Source organism: Sphingomonas sp. DMC8 (genome assembly GCF_056314185.1).
Genome location: NZ_JBQUYV010000001.1, coordinates 516,563 through 529,956 on the forward strand (window position 1 = coordinate 516,563; position 13,394 = coordinate 529,956).

General features: G+C 68.3%; 18 protein-coding genes. 5 read left to right on the forward strand and 13 right to left on the reverse strand.

Translation table 11 applies throughout. The annotated features are described in order from the left end of the window. Window positions 1–5: 5 nt before the first annotated feature. From ACT53K_RS02470 to ACT53K_RS02480, 3 genes are read right to left on the reverse strand one after another with little or no spacing between them, the layout of a single operon-like run. Window positions 6–1,109, reverse strand: a complete 1,104-nt coding sequence (locus tag ACT53K_RS02470) for an RluA family pseudouridine synthase (protein WP_476226945.1) — start codon at window positions 1,107–1,109, stop codon at window positions 6–8. After that, window positions 1,106–1,486, reverse strand: coding sequence for a fluoride efflux transporter CrcB (gene crcB, locus ACT53K_RS02475; protein ID WP_476226946.1), 381 nt, complete (start codon window positions 1,484–1,486; stop codon window positions 1,106–1,108). Before crcB ends, ACT53K_RS02470 begins: the two co-directional genes overlap by 4 nt. Window positions 1,487–1,544: 58 nt before the next feature. Continuing rightward, window positions 1,545–2,273, reverse strand: coding sequence for a hypothetical protein (locus ACT53K_RS02480; protein WP_476226947.1), 729 nt, complete (start codon window positions 2,271–2,273; stop codon window positions 1,545–1,547). 115 nt (window positions 2,274–2,388) lie between these two features. Here ACT53K_RS02480 and ACT53K_RS02485 point away from each other — a divergent pair, with 115 nt between their 5' ends. After that, a complete protein-coding gene (locus ACT53K_RS02485; protein ID WP_476226948.1) occupies window positions 2,389–2,616 on the forward strand; it encodes a hypothetical protein in 228 nt (75 codons plus the stop codon). Between the two features lie 38 nt (window positions 2,617–2,654). Here the strand turns inward: ACT53K_RS02485 and ACT53K_RS02490 are convergent, their stop codons facing one another. Both ACT53K_RS02490 and ACT53K_RS02495 read right to left on the reverse strand, forming a co-directional pair. Continuing rightward, complete coding sequence (locus tag ACT53K_RS02490; protein WP_476226949.1) at window positions 2,655–3,116, reverse strand: glycine zipper 2TM domain-containing protein; 462 nt, start codon at window positions 3,114–3,116, stop codon at window positions 2,655–2,657. Window positions 3,117–3,199: 83 nt separating this feature from the next. Beyond that, a complete protein-coding gene (locus tag ACT53K_RS02495) occupies window positions 3,200–4,042 on the reverse strand; it encodes a class I mannose-6-phosphate isomerase (RefSeq protein WP_476226950.1) in 843 nt (280 codons plus the stop codon). A gap of 125 nt (window positions 4,043–4,167) precedes the next feature. Here ACT53K_RS02495 and ACT53K_RS02500 point away from each other — a divergent pair, with 125 nt between their 5' ends. The 3 genes from ACT53K_RS02500 (at window position 4,168) to ACT53K_RS02510 (ending at window position 7,162) form a co-directional block, all read left to right on the forward strand. Continuing rightward, window positions 4,168–4,971 (forward strand): outer membrane protein assembly factor BamD, encoded by an 804-nt coding sequence (locus ACT53K_RS02500; RefSeq protein ID WP_476226951.1) that lies wholly within the window; start codon window positions 4,168–4,170, stop codon window positions 4,969–4,971. A 46-nt stretch (window positions 4,972–5,017) separates the two neighbouring features. Then, a complete protein-coding gene (recN, locus tag ACT53K_RS02505) occupies window positions 5,018–6,679 on the forward strand; it encodes a DNA repair protein RecN (protein WP_476226952.1) in 1,662 nt (553 codons plus the stop codon). A gap of 135 nt (window positions 6,680–6,814) precedes the next feature. Next, window positions 6,815–7,162 carry a hypothetical protein gene (locus ACT53K_RS02510; RefSeq protein ID WP_476226953.1) on the forward strand — a complete coding sequence of 116 codons (348 nt, stop codon included), beginning with the start codon at window positions 6,815–6,817 and terminating at the stop codon, window positions 7,160–7,162. 76 nt (window positions 7,163–7,238) lie between these two features. Here the strand turns inward: ACT53K_RS02510 and ACT53K_RS02515 are convergent, their stop codons facing one another. The 5 genes from ACT53K_RS02515 to ACT53K_RS02535 all read right to left on the reverse strand — a co-directional run bounded on the left by ACT53K_RS02515 (window position 7,239) and on the right by ACT53K_RS02535 (window position 10,935). After that, window positions 7,239–8,219 (reverse strand): cell wall hydrolase, encoded by a 981-nt coding sequence (locus ACT53K_RS02515; protein ID WP_476226954.1) that lies wholly within the window; start codon window positions 8,217–8,219, stop codon window positions 7,239–7,241. A gap of 139 nt (window positions 8,220–8,358) precedes the next feature. After that, the gene (locus tag ACT53K_RS02520) at window positions 8,359–8,991 is read right to left on the reverse strand and encodes a TMEM175 family protein (protein ID WP_476226955.1); all 633 of its coding nucleotides are present in this window, start codon (window positions 8,989–8,991) and stop codon (window positions 8,359–8,361) included. A gap of 41 nt (window positions 8,992–9,032) precedes the next feature. Beyond that, window positions 9,033–9,485, reverse strand: a complete 453-nt coding sequence (locus ACT53K_RS02525) for a hypothetical protein (RefSeq protein WP_476226956.1) — start codon at window positions 9,483–9,485, stop codon at window positions 9,033–9,035. A 68-nt stretch (window positions 9,486–9,553) separates the two neighbouring features. Continuing rightward, complete coding sequence (locus tag ACT53K_RS02530) at window positions 9,554–9,706, reverse strand: hypothetical protein (protein WP_476226957.1); 153 nt, start codon at window positions 9,704–9,706, stop codon at window positions 9,554–9,556. A 56-nt stretch (window positions 9,707–9,762) separates the two neighbouring features. Next, complete coding sequence (locus tag ACT53K_RS02535) at window positions 9,763–10,935, reverse strand: glycosyltransferase (RefSeq protein WP_476226958.1); 1,173 nt, start codon at window positions 10,933–10,935, stop codon at window positions 9,763–9,765. A 64-nt stretch (window positions 10,936–10,999) separates the two neighbouring features. Here ACT53K_RS02535 and ACT53K_RS02540 point away from each other — a divergent pair, with 64 nt between their 5' ends. Next, window positions 11,000–11,434 (forward strand): cupin domain-containing protein, encoded by a 435-nt coding sequence (locus tag ACT53K_RS02540; RefSeq protein ID WP_476226959.1) that lies wholly within the window; start codon window positions 11,000–11,002, stop codon window positions 11,432–11,434. 474 nt (window positions 11,435–11,908) lie between these two features. Here the strand turns inward: ACT53K_RS02540 and ACT53K_RS02545 are convergent, their stop codons facing one another. The 3 genes from ACT53K_RS02545 to ACT53K_RS02555 all read right to left on the reverse strand — a co-directional run bounded on the left by ACT53K_RS02545 (window position 11,909) and on the right by ACT53K_RS02555 (window position 13,309). After that, the gene (locus tag ACT53K_RS02545) at window positions 11,909–12,334 is read right to left on the reverse strand and encodes an OsmC family protein (protein WP_476226960.1); all 426 of its coding nucleotides are present in this window, start codon (window positions 12,332–12,334) and stop codon (window positions 11,909–11,911) included. 54 nt (window positions 12,335–12,388) lie between these two features. Then, window positions 12,389–12,808, reverse strand: a complete 420-nt coding sequence (locus ACT53K_RS02550; RefSeq protein WP_476226961.1) for a glycine zipper 2TM domain-containing protein — start codon at window positions 12,806–12,808, stop codon at window positions 12,389–12,391. 78 nt (window positions 12,809–12,886) lie between these two features. Further along, entirely contained in the window at window positions 12,887–13,309 is a 423-nt protein-coding gene (locus tag ACT53K_RS02555; RefSeq protein WP_476226962.1) for a hypothetical protein, read from the reverse strand. Window positions 13,310–13,394: the final 85 nt, after the last annotated feature.

Here is a 13,394-nt window from a genome sequence, read left to right on the forward strand (position 1 = left end):
GAGCACTACTTCTTCGTCCCCCGGCCGCGACGTTCGCCGCGGCGTTCCTTGCGGATCGTCTTGGCGTGGGCCTTGGCCTTTTGCTTCTGCATCTCGCGCGTCAGCGGCGGCGGGCCTTCGTCGAGCTTCAGCGCGTCGCCGACCGCCTGATCGAAGCCAAGCGTGTGCATCGATTCGGCGAAATGGTGCGGCAGCTCTGCGCGCACGTCGAGCTTGCCGCCATCGGGATGGTCGATGCGGATGCGGCGCGCGTGGAGGTGCATCTTGCGGCTGATCCCGCCGGTGAGGAACGCCTCCTGCAGCCCGTATTTGCCGTCGCCGACGATCGGATGGCCGATTGCCGCCATATGGACGCGCAACTGATGGGTGCGGCCGGTGAACGGCTGGAGTTCGACCCAGGCGGCGCGGTTTCCGGCGCGCTCGATCACGCGGTAGCGGGTGCGGGCGGGCTGGCCCTCTTCCTCATCGACCTGCATCTTCTCTCCGCCGGTGCCGGGCTGCTTGCCGATCGGCAGCTCGATGAAGCCGTCCTCGATGTCGGGAACGCCGATCACCAGCGCCCAATAGATTTTGCGCGCGGTGCGGCTGGAAAAGCTCTTCGAAAAGAACGCCGCCGCGCGGGCCGAACGCGCGATCAGCAGCGCGCCCGAGGTGTCCTTGTCGAGCCGGTGGACCAGCTTGGGCCGGCCTTCCGCCTCGAACTGGAGCGCGTCGAGCAGGCCGTCGACATGCTCGAACGTCTTGGTGCCGCCCTGGGTGGCGAGGCCGGGGGGTTTGTTGAGGACGATCGCGGCGGCGTCGCGGTGGATCACCATCGACTGCGCCAGCTCGGTCTGTTCGGCGCTGAGCGGCGGGCGGTTCGACTTCGGACGCGCGGCTGCGGCCGGCTTGGGGGCCTCCGCCGGGGGGACGCGGATCGTCTGGCCCTCGGCGATGCGGTCGCCCGGCGTCGCGCGCGCGCCGTCGACGCGGAGCTGGCCGGTGCGCGCCCAGCGCGACACGATGTTGAAGCTCACATCGGGCAAGTGCCGCTTGAACCAGCGATCGAGCCGGATGCCGTCATCGTCGAGGCCGACGACGAACTGGCGGACGTCGTTCTCGCCGCTCATGCCGTCACCTCACGGATCAGCCAGACGGCTGCGACAAGCGCCAGCAGCGCGCCGACCACCGAGACCAGCACATAGCCAAGCGCCATCAGTAGCGCGCCGCGCTCGATCAGGTTGAAGGTGTCGAGCGAAAAGGCGGAGAAGGTTGTGAAGCCGCCGAGCACGCCGACGCCCAGCAACAGCCGCCATTGCTCGCCGCCCTCGTCGAACCGGCTGAGCAGCGCGCCTAGCAATCCCATCAGGAAGCCGCCGAGGACGTTCACCGTCAGCGTGCCCCAGGGATAGTCGACACCGCCGATCGCGATGGTGGCGCGGCCGACCAGATAGCGCGCAGCGGAGCCGAGCGCGCCGCCGAGCATGACAAGAAGAAGATTGGGCATGCCGCGACCTAGCGCGGTTTGGCGCAGAGGGAAACCGCTGGCGGGCAGTCCGGCCCGCTTAGCCGCCGTTGTTGGCGATCAGGTCCATGTCCGTGCCGCCGTCCTTGCGCGGCTCGAGATAAAGGACATAGGCGCCGCCGTCGCGATCGCGGGTGCCGCCCAATATGTGCTGCTGACCGTCGACCAGATGTTCGGCTGAATAGCCGGCGCGCACCGCCCGGGTATAATACCAGTCGACCATCGCCTGCATCGGCAGCGTCGTGGAGAAGCTGACAACGCGGATGCGACAGCTCCCGCCGTCGCTGCCGGCGGCTTCGCTGACATGCGCCTGGGGATGGAGCGGCAGGTCTGGCGGCAGCTTCTGCGCCCAGCCGGCCGAATAGGTGATCGCGGCGCAGGCCTTGCCCCCAAGGCCCTTTTGCCGTTCGGCCAGAGCTCCGAGCGTGACCGATTCCCGCGCTGCGGCGCACTGGCTGCAGCCTTTGGGCGCGGGCTGGGGTGCAGGCGCGTGGAGCAAGTCGCGTTCGATGGCAGGAGCGCCGTTCTTTGCGACATCATCGGCAGGAACGCCTGCAGAATAGGGCTGGGTCGGCGGCCGCACCGCATCGCCATTGGCCTGCCGGCTGAGTTGCGGATCAACCATGATCTGGTCCTGCAGCGCGGCGGTGAGCGCGGGGTCGGCGGCGTTGGCGGCGTCGCCATTGTCGGCAGGCGCGGGGCCTTCGCCGCAGGCAGTCAGGCTCAGCGGGAGCAGCAGCAGCAGCGGCAGGAAGAAGCGGCGGGCCATCGGCATTGTCCTTCGGGATCCTCGTCGCGGGATGCCGAAGGAAGGTTAAGGAAGCGTTGGGCACACCGAAGCGTTATATCTTGATAACACACCTGGCGGGGCCTATATCGCTACCATGTTCAATGCGATCTCGCTGCTGATCGGGCTGGTGGCGCTGCCCTTTGCGCTGGTGGGGATCATTCCGTTCCCCTTCCTGCCGCTGACCAACTGGGTGGCGTTTCCGATTGCCATTGTCGGGGCGGTGTTCGGCTTGATTTCGCGCGGGACGGCGGGGCGCAACCTGAACCTGCTGATCCTGATCGTCAGTGGCGCGCGGCTGATGCTGACCGGCGGCATCATCTGAAAGCGCCGGGCGCGCGCGGCGCCCGGCACCTGTTCTTATCAGCGGCAGCGGATGTTGCCGCGGTCCACCGAATGGCCGATCGCAGCACCTGCAGCTGCGCCCAGCACGGTGCCCAGCGTGGCATTGCCGCCCGACGACAGGGCATTGCCGAACAGACCGCCGGCCACGCCGCCGACGATCAGGCCCGTGGTGCCATCCGAGCGGCGGCAATAATAGCGGCCGTCGCGGCCGCGGTAGATGCGGTCGTTCCGCGTCAGGCGACGCTCGCGATAATATCGGCCGTCGCGATAATAATCGTCGGCCCAATATTGCCGCGCACCTGGCGCGGGGCGGTTATAATCATACTGGCGCCAGCGGCGCCAATCGCCGTCGCGATAGTCCCGGTGGTCCCGATGATCACGGTCCTGCCAGCCGTCACGGTCGCGATAGTCCTGGGCCATGGCCGGCACTGCCGGCGCGGTGAGCGCCGCAGCGGCGGCGGCGATGAGCAGCATGCGCATCGAATCAACTCCTCGTCGTTATCGATGCGCGCCGAACGCCCCGCCGCCGCGTAGGGTTGCGTGAACCGCGAACTACGCCCGGTTCAGCGCACGTCCATCTGCGCGATCCGGGTGTCGCCCGAATAGGCGAACAACAGATCGCTGCCGACTTCGGAGTGCAGTTCGACATGACCGGTCAGCGTGAGGCATTCGCCGGCCTTGAAGGCGATCCCGTCGGCCACGCCTTCGCCGCGCACCGGGATCAGCCAGCCGGTCACACCGTCGGGCATGTCGAAGCGCCGATGGCCGCCTTCCCAGCGTTCGAGCACGAATTTCGGCCCTTCCACCAGAATCGTGCGGTCGTCGGACACCTTGCCCGGCATCGGATGGGGGACGAAAGGCACCGGGTCGGACACTGCGATGCCCTCGTCCAGATGCAGCTCGCGCGGGCGGCCATAATCATAGAGTCGATAGGTCGTCTCGCTGTTCTGCTGCACTTCGATCAGCGTGATTCCCGCGCCGATCGCGTGCACCGTGCCCGAGGCCGAATAGAAAAAGTCACCTGCCTTGACCGGCTTCCAGTCGAGCAGATGTTCGATCGAGCCGTCGAGCGCGGCGGCGCGCAGCGCCTCGCGTTCCACCGGCGCCCTGGTGCCCAACGCGATGGTCGAATCGGGCTCGGCGTCGAGGATGATCCAGCATTCATCCTTGCCGCGCGGCAGGCCCACCGCCTGCGCCTGTTCGTCGTTCGGGTGCACCTGCACCGACAATTTCTCGCTGGTGAACAGATACTTGATCAGCAAATCCGGGGTGCTGTCGCCGGGCGTCTGGAACCAGATTTCGCCGACCGGTTCGCCATCGGCGGCGGGATCGACGAAGCCCGGCCACAGCGTGTGGCGGCCCCAAGGTTTTTCGACGCGATGCGTGGCGAGAAGCGTGGCGGGCATGGGGTCTCTCTGACTGGAAAGCGGTTACTAGGATGAAATGCCTGTGGCCCGATCTGCGATCCGCCGCAATCCCGCCCCGAAAAGGATTGTTTGACGCCATGCCCCTGCGCTAAGCCCGCGAGCCTATGCGTATCTCCATGCCTCGCGCGGCCGCGCTCGCGCTCCTCCCGGTGCTCGCCCTTTCCGTCGCCGGCTGCGCCAAGCGCTCGGCCAAGGATCTGCCCTATGTCGCCCGCGACGTGGGCACGCTCTACAGCGCGGCGAAGCAGAAGCTCGACCAGCACCAATACAAGCTGGCTGCCGCGCTGTTCGACGAAGTCGAACGCCAGCACCCCTATTCGGTGTGGGCGCGTCGCGCGCAGCTGATGGGTGCGTTCAGCTATTATCTGAACCGCGACTATCCCGAGGCGATCTCTTCCGCACAGCGCTTCCTGGCGGTCCACCCTGGCAACCGCGACGCCCCCTATGCCTATTATCTGATCGGCATTTCCTATTACGAGCAGATCAGCGACGTTACTCGCGACCAGAAGATCACCCAGCAGGCGCTCGATTCGCTGGGCGAACTGATGCGGCGTTATCCCAATTCGCGATATGCGGCCGATGCACGGCTGAAGATGGATCTGGTGCGCGATCACCTGGGCGGCAAGGAAATGGAAGTCGGCCGTTTCTATGAAGTGCGCGGCCAGTGGCTGGCGGCTGCGCTGCGCTTCCGCACGGTGGTCGACCAGTATCAGATGACCACGCACGTGCCCGAGGCGCTGATGCGGCTGACCGAATGCTATCTGGCGCTGGGCGTGCCCGAGGAAGCGGAAAAGGCGGCGGCCGTGCTGGGTGCCAACTATCCGGGTACCGACTGGTACAAGCACGCCTATGACCTGATCCAGAAGAACAAGGACAAGGTTGCGGCGGAAACCAAGCCCAAGGCCTGATTTCGCCGCTTCCGTTCCGGCCTTGTTCCTGCGATAGGAGGCGCTGATGCTGACCGCGCTTTCCATTCGCGACGTGGTATTGATCGAGGCGCTGGACCTGGAGTTCGGCGAAGGGCTTGGCGTGCTGACCGGGGAAACCGGCGCGGGCAAGTCGATCCTGCTCGACGCGCTGGGGCTGGCGCTGGGGGCGCGCGCCGATAGTGGTCTGGTGCGCCACGGCGCCGCACAGGCGCTGGTGGTGGCGAGTTTCGCGTCGCCCGCCGCCGACGGCGAGATCGCCAGTCTGTTCGCCCAGAACGGCATGGAGCTGGAGCCGGGCGAACCGCTGCTGATCCGCCGGATCGTCAAGGCCGATGGCGGCAGCCGCGCGTTCCTCAACGACCAGCCGGCATCAGCGGGACTGTTGCGCGAACTGGCGCCGCACCTCGTGGAAATTCACGGCCAGCATGACGATCGCGGGCTGCTGAACCCGCGTGGCCACCGCGCCTTGCTCGATGCGTTCGGGCGGTGCGATGCCGGGCCGGTCGCGGTAGCGCACCGGGCATGGCGCGCGGCGGAAGATGCGCTGGCGGTCGCACGCGCCGAGCAGGAGACCGCCGAGCGGGACCGCGAATGGCTGGAACATGCCGTCGCCGAACTCGTCGCTTTGGCGCCGGAAGAAGGCGAGGAGGAACGCCTCGCCGAGCGCCGCGCGACGATGCAGCGCGGAGAGAAGATCGCCACCGACCTGCAGGCGATCGCCGATTTGCTCGACGGCTCCGACGGCGGGCTCGCCCGGCTGCGCCAGGCGGCACGGATTCTGGAGCGCGTGTCGGACGACCATGCAGATCTGGCCGAGGCGCTGGAAGCGATCGACCGCGCGATCGGCGAAGGCAGCGAGGCACAGGCGCGCGTCGACAGCGCCGCCGAGGCGCTTGCCTTTGATCCGGCAGCGCTGGAGGCCGACGAGGCACGGCTGTTTGATCTGCGCGGTCTGGCGCGCAAGCACCGGGTACAGCCCGACGAATTGCCCGCGCTCCAGGCCGAACTGGCGGCACGGCTGGAGCGCGTGACGAGCGGCGGGGCGGGTATCGCCCGGCTGGAGGCAGCAGCGGCGGAAGCGCACCATGTCTATCGCGAGGCAGCACGCACCCTGTCCGCGGCACGGACGCTGGCGGCGGCGCGGCTCGATTCGGCGGTGGCGACCGAGCTGAAGCCGTTGAAGCTCGATGCCGCGCGTTTCCGCACCGTCGTCGAACCGCTCGACGAAGGCCAATGGACGTCTGCGGGCATGGACCGGGTGGAGTTCGAAGTCTCGACCAATCCTGGCGCCCCCTTTGCGCCGCTGATCAAGATCGCCAGCGGCGGCGAGCTTTCGCGCTTCATCCTGGCGTTGAAAGTCGCGCTGGCCGAAGAGGGCGGGGCGCACACGCTGATCTTCGACGAGATCGACCGCGGCGTCGGCGGTGCGGTAGCCGATGCGATCGGCGAGCGGCTGGCGCGCCTGGCCGATCGGTCGCAACTGCTGGTGGTGACGCACAGTCCGCAGGTCGCGGCGCGCGGCCGTCGCCACTTGCTGATCGCCAAGAGCCATGACGGGCTGGTCACGCGCACCGGGGTGACGCCGCTCACGCCCGAGCAGCGGCGCGAGGAAATTGCGCGGATGCTGTCCGGTGCAGAGATTACCCCGGAGGCGCGGGCGCAGGCGGAACGGTTGCTCGTCGCCTGAACCTGAACGAACCGCGCGCGCCTGCGACAATCGGTGACAGAAAATCGGCATTCCTGCCAAAGCGTTGCGACAGCCCGCAGCGATAACGGCACTCGACCGTTGGGAACGGTCCAGTTTTTTTGGAGGAGTGCCATCATGAAGAAGATTCAGCTGATCGTCGCCAGCCTGGGTATCGCCGTCAGCGCCGTTCCGGCCGCGATCGCCGCGCCCGCGCCCTATCAGGCCGGCTGGCAGAGCATCAGCGGCCGCGAGGGTGCACTGAGCGCGCGGATCGACCAAGGCGTCCGTTCGGGTGCGCTGAGCCCCCGTGAGGCGCGGTCGCTGCGCGCCGAACTTCGCTCGATCGAGCGGCGTGAAGATGCCTATCGCCGTTCGCGGCCCGGCCTGACGCCCGCCGAGCGCCGTGACCTTGATCGCCGCTTCGATCGCCTGGCGGCACGGGTCCATTTCGAAAAGCATGACGGCGATTACCGCCGCCGCTGAGGCGGGGGAGGTAAACCACTAAGTTCCCCTCCCTGAAAAGGGAGGGGAGCGAAAGGGCAATCACTCCTGCGCCCAATCAGCGGAGCGGCTTGCCGCTGTCCTTCCATTTGTCGAGAATCTGCGACTCTCCCGCTGCCGCGGTATAATCGCGGGTCGGCGTGCCGCTTTCGGCATGATCGGGCTGGATCGCGCTGCGCGGTGCAGGTGCGGGCGTCGGCGCCGGCCGGTCGGTCTGCGCCACCACCAGTGCGGGAAGCGGGGCAGCTGGCTGAACCGGCGGCTCGGCCGGCAGATGCGGTCCCGGCACCGGCTCGTTGCCGCGATAAACGCGGCTGAACGCCGCCGGTGTGCCCCACCAGCCTTTCCAGCGGTGGAAGAAATGGGCGCCGAACGCGCCGGTCATCACCAGCGTGCGGTTCCAGGACGGCGTTACGGCATAGCTATGGTAATGCGTCGCTTCGCCGACCGGCGCGAATACTGCGCCGGCCAGCGCAGCGGCAGCAACGCGCTGCGCCCTTGTCCAGAACGCACGGGAAGGCTGGCCGCGCAGCATCGACCCGTTACAGGCGAAGCTGAACTGACAGCCATGCTGTTCCGAACCCTGGAACACCACACCACAGACGGTGCCGGGGAAGGCGGGATGGCGAACCCGATTGAGCACCACCTGCGCCACGGCGCGCTGGCCGTCGTCAGGTTCGGTCGCTGCTTCGTAATAGACGGCGTCGGTCAGGCAGGTCAGCGCGCGGCTGCGATCGAGTGCGGAGCCCCGGAACATGAACGGAGCGGCGGCGTGGATCGTGGCGTCGCCAATCGCGGCATCGGGGACCGGCTGTTCGGGTAGCGCCGTGGTGCCGGTGCTGCCGGTGGTTGATGCGACTTCGTCGGCTACGGCAGTATATGCCGCGGCGCCGGGGAAATGGTCTTCGCTTTCATAGCTGTCGCGCGGCGCGGGGGTAGGGCGTGCAGCCGGGGCGGGGCCGATCGACCAGGCCCGCGGCATCGCGCCGATGCCGACCAGCGACGCGACGATCGCCGCAGCGACTCCGCGTGCCTGCATCCGCCCGAGTTTTCGCCAGACCAACCTGTGCCCTCCGCCTGAAGCGCGCCTGCGCCAATCGATCCGGCGGGCCGGAGCGCCCCCCGAATCGGGACCGTCCCCCGGCGTAACAGTGGAAGGTTAAGGCAACTTCTCGGTGTCAGCCCTGCCGTGCGACGCGTTGCACGGCCAGGCGCCACAAGGGGATTGTCGTCAACGCAATCTGTGCGGCCGGCGGGATGACCAGCGCGACGATGAAAGCGCTGCCCGTGCCGAGCAGCACAGCAATCCCGCGCTGGCGGATCACGATACGGTGCGCTTCCGGTATCCGCTCGCCGACCACCGGCGGGGAGGTGGCGATACGCTGCACCCAGATATTCAGCACGGCGATCCAGACAAGCCAGCCGCAATAGAGCGCTGCCGGCACGCGATGCCCATAATATTCGGACGAAAAGGCCGTGAAGAAGGGCGTCGCCGCGATGGCGCTGAGCATCAGCAGGTTCGGACCGATCAGCCGCGACGACCAGTGGCGCGCGCAATCGAACGCGCGGTGATGCCCCGCCCAGAACGCGCCGATCACGAAGAAAGACACGAAGAAGCTGAGGAACTCGATCGACATGTCCCCGAGCGCGTTCAGAAAGGCGGCGTCGCTATAGGGCGGGCCGATCTTCGGCACATGGATTTCGATCACCAGCAGCGTGATCGCGATCGCGAACACTGCGTCGGAGAAAAAGATCAATCGCTCCAGCGCATGGCCCGGGCCATGCGATTCGGGCGGATGCGTGCTTTGCATGATCCGGATGCCCCCTTGCTACCGGCCGCGCCTTCGGGATTTCAGCTGTCGGTCTTGGGCGGCGTTTTGCGCGGTGCGCGCGGCTTCGGCGTGGTGGCCTCGCCAGCGGGCTTGCGCACGCGCCGGGTCGCGGGTTTTGCCGCTGCAGCAGGAACGACGGGCGCCGCCGCCGCGACGGACGTTGCGGCCTTGCGCACGCGCTTGACCGCCGGCTTGGCGGCAGTCGTGGCGGGTGCGGGCTTTGTCGCCGGGGCCGGGGCGGGCGGCGGTGCCGGGGGGACCTTGGCTTCCTGCTTGGCTTCCGGCTCGCCCTTGATCCTGGCCGCCAGTGCCACCAGTCCGGCGGCGAGCAGGTCGGCAATGACGGGATGCTTGGCCAGATCGGTCAGCTGGCGTCGCGCATCCTTGGGCAGCTTGATGCCGGCGATCACCTTGGGGAGCAGCGACGGCTTCTTGCCGTCCTTCTTTTCCTTCTTGTCTTTCTTACCGGCCATGATCCGCCTCCCTGATATTGGGAGCAAAACTTCTGCGAAGCGGGCCGCGAAGTCAAATCGGGCGGGGATCAGTGGCGCGTGGGGTGGTTGCCCTCCCACTCGAACAGGATCTGCAGCTCTTCCAGCGGCGTGCGTTCATGGACCCGGTCGGTGGGGATCGACGCCATGGTCGGCTTGGCTACGCGCCGTGCCGTCTTGCGCTGCGGCCGCTGCTTTTCCATCGCAAGGCTCCTGGTTCCATTCGCCTTCGCAACGATGCAGATCTGAACTTGTTCCCTCAGCGCCGGTGATCGACCAGTCGTTGGAGGAAGCCGCGCAGCCGCGCGCTGTTGGCGGCCCAGGTAAAGGGCTCTGCTGTTGCGCGGGTGTCGGCCGGGGACGGGGGATCGGCGAGCAGCGCAGCGATCGCCCCCGCGAAGGCGGTCGGCGTCCGTGCGACGATGCGGCCTGCTGCCGAGCTGGTGACAACCTGCCGGGCGCCGCCGACGTCGGGTATCACCACCGGCACGCCGCTCGCCAGCGCTTCGAGCCATGCGTTGGCAAGCCCTTCCGATGCGGAGGCGAGCGCCATCGCATCGGCGGCGGCGAGGATGCCGGGCACCGCATCCGCCGGCACCGCCCCCAGCAGGCGAACACGATCCGCCAGCCCCTGTTCGGCGATCCGGGCGGCGAGCCGCGCCTGTTCCGGTCCCTGACCGGCGATCCAGAGCTGTACGCCGGGGAGGGTGGCGACAGCATCGATGACGATCTCGTGCCCTTTCAGCGGGATCAGCGCGCCCAGCGACACGACCAGCGGCCCGGTTATGCCCAGCGCCGCCTTGGCCTCGGCGCGGTCGCGGGGGGCAAAGCGGGTGAGGTCGACGCCGGTGACGATGCACTCGGTCCGCTCGCCCGGCATGCCCAGCGCGATCATGTCGTCGCGCAGCGCCAGCGAAACCGAGAGCAGCCCGTCCGCCTGCTGCCCCGCGGCGACGATCTGGCGGGCAATGGCGGGGCGCTTCGTCCATTGGTGGATGTCCGACCCGCGCGCCTTGATCGACACCGGCACCCCGAAATGCCGGCCAAGCCGCACTGCCGCCGGACCGTCCGGGAAGAAGAACTCGGCATTGATCACGTCGAACGGGAAATCGGCCCGCAGCCGTTCCAGCACCGGGACGAGTGCGCGGAACAGCATGTCGCCGTGCAGCCGGCCGCCCGTGGCGGGCAGGTTGCAGAAGCGCGGCCGGCGCACGTCCAGCCCCTTCCAGTCCTCGCGCTCGGGTTGGGCGGCGAGTGCTGCATAGCGGGGATGGCGCGACAGCGGCCAGGGCGGAATACCCAAAGGCGCCACCACTTTCACCGCCACATCGGCCCGTGCCGCCAGCGACAGCGTCTGGCGTTCGACGAAGATGCCGAAATTGGGGCGTGACGCATCGGGAAACAGCGTCGAGAGGATGAGCACGCGCAGCATGGGGCAGGCTATAGCGGCAGAGGGTTAATGCTCCGCGAGTGCGGTAGCGGCCGGGAGGACAGGCATGGACGAAGCGAAACGGATCATCAAGCAACTGGGCCTCGTGCCGCACCCCGAAGGCGGCTGGTACCGCGAGACCTGGCGGGCGGACGCTGCGTCCGGCGAGCGGGCGGCGGGGACGGCGATCCTGTTCCTGCTCGAGCAGGGGCAGCGCTCGCACTGGCACCGGGTGGATGCCGACGAGTTCTGGCTGTGGCACGCGGGCAGCCCGCTCGAGGTGCAGATCGCCGGCGAGCGCACCGGCGACGCGGTCGAGACGGTCCGGCTTGGCGGCGATGTGGTCGCCGGCTACACGCCGCAATGCCTGGTCCCGGCGAATCGCTGGCAGGCCACCGAGGCGCCGCATGGCTGGGCGCTGGTGAGCTGCATGGTGGTGCCCGGCTTCGAATTTGCCGGCTTCACCCTCGCGCCGCCGGGCTGGTCGCCGGTGGCCGGATGAGCCGCCGGCTTATCCCCGTTATCCACGTTATCAACAGGGACGACGCCCTCCTTTCCGCTTGGTGCGACTCGCAATCGGTGAGACCATCCACTTGCAGACGACGGATGGAAGCGACGGGAAACTGAAGCAACATCAGTGGTTTGTGGCTCGGAAGGGCGCCGGTGCCATTCGGAAACCGCGCTTGCCCGAACCGGGGAAGAAACGCCGTCGTGCAAACGAAGGCGTGCCGATCCCAAAGGCTTCGGCATCTGCCCTCCCGGGGGCAGATGGGGAGGCCGGTTGCAGGCCGCAAGGGCTGCCCGTCACCGGGCAACATTGCGGATGCGGCCGCCGCTGACCGACCGCCCTTGCCGGCGCGGGAAGCGATTGCCGCCGACACCGGGCTGCGCTGCTCCCTCGGGAAAAGCGCGGCAGAGGCCGGCGACATGGGGGCTGGCGGAAACGCCGGCCCCCTTTTGCATCGGCCTGCCCGCCTCAGGCCAGATCCCAGTCCAGCGTGATTTCCGCATCGAGCAGCTTCGAGACCGGGCAGTTCGCCTCGGCACCCTCGGCCAGCGCCTGAAACTGGTCGCGGCTGATGCCGGGCACCGAAGCGCGCAGCGTCAGGTCCGAGCGGGTGATGCGGAAGCCGTCGCCGTCCTGTTCCAGCTTCACCGCCGCCTTGGTCTCCAGCGTCCCTTCGGCAAAGCCCGCCTGCGCCAGCGCGAAGCTGAGCGCCATGGTGAAGCAGCCGGCATGGGCGGCGGCGATCAGTTCTTCCGGGTTGGTGCCCTTTTTGTCGCCGAAGCGCGTGTTGAAGCTGTACGGCGTCGCTTCCAGCACGCCCGAAGGCGTGGTGAGCTGGCCTTTGCCGGCCTTGCCGAAACCCGTGTAGCGCGCCGTGGCAGTGCGTGTCGTCATGCGAAACTCCTGGGGCGAGGGGTGGGGGCCGGGAAACCGACCCCCTACCTTCTATCAGCGGCAGCGCACCTGGTCGCGGTCGATCGCGTTGCCGGCCGCGGCACCGGCGGCGGCGCCGAGCAGCGTACCCAGCGTCTGCGATCCGCCCGGCGCGATGATGTTGCCCAGCACGCCGCCGGCAATGCCGCCGACGATCAGCCCGGTCGTGCCGTCCGAGCGTCGGCAATAATAGCGGCCGTCCTGCCCGCGATAGACACGGTCGTTCTGCGACAGCCGGCGCTCGCGATAGCGGCGGGCATCGTCGCGATAATAGCGGTCGGCATAATAGCCGTTGTACGAGGGGTCCGGCCGGTTCCAGTCGTAATTGCGATAGCCGCTATAGCTGCCGTCGGGGCGGCCGCCATAGCTGTCTCCCATGCAACCCGAAACCAGCGTCGCGGCGGCGGCGGCGAAGCCAAGGGCGATGATGCGCATTGCGTCTCTCCTGATCCTTGTTGCGATGCTGTGCCAATGCGCGGAGGCCCCGAAAGGTTGCCCCGCGCCGGCCGGGGTTCACGAGGGAGCGGCGTCGACCCGGCGGAGTTCGTCCGCCTGGCCTGCGACCAGCGTGGGGGCTGCGCTGCCGGCCGGGGCGGGGCGGAGCGCGTCGCGCTCGGCGGCGGGAACCGGTGCTGTGGGATCGGGCCGGAAGGCCTCGATCGCCCGCTCGCTGCCGTCGGGATGCTGGTCCTGCAGCAGATCGGCGGGCGTGGTGCCGGCATCCGGCGCCTGACCTGCCCGGCCGCGCAGCAGCCCGAAGGCGAGCGCGCCCAGCGCCGTCAGCCCGGTCAGCGCCAGCGCGGCGATGCCGGTGCGGCCGATGCCCGAACGGGCCGGTGCCTTGGCGGTGCGTGACTTGCGGCTGCTGCCGGTGGCGGCGGCGGCGCGCTTCGCCGAAGCCGGTGCCTTGGCGGGGGTCTTGCGGGGGGTAGCCATGCGAAATCCTCCTGTTTGTGCTGGCGGCGTCAACGGCCGGTGCGGGGCGCCCGTTCCCCGCCCATCCGTAAACATCCGTCTGCCG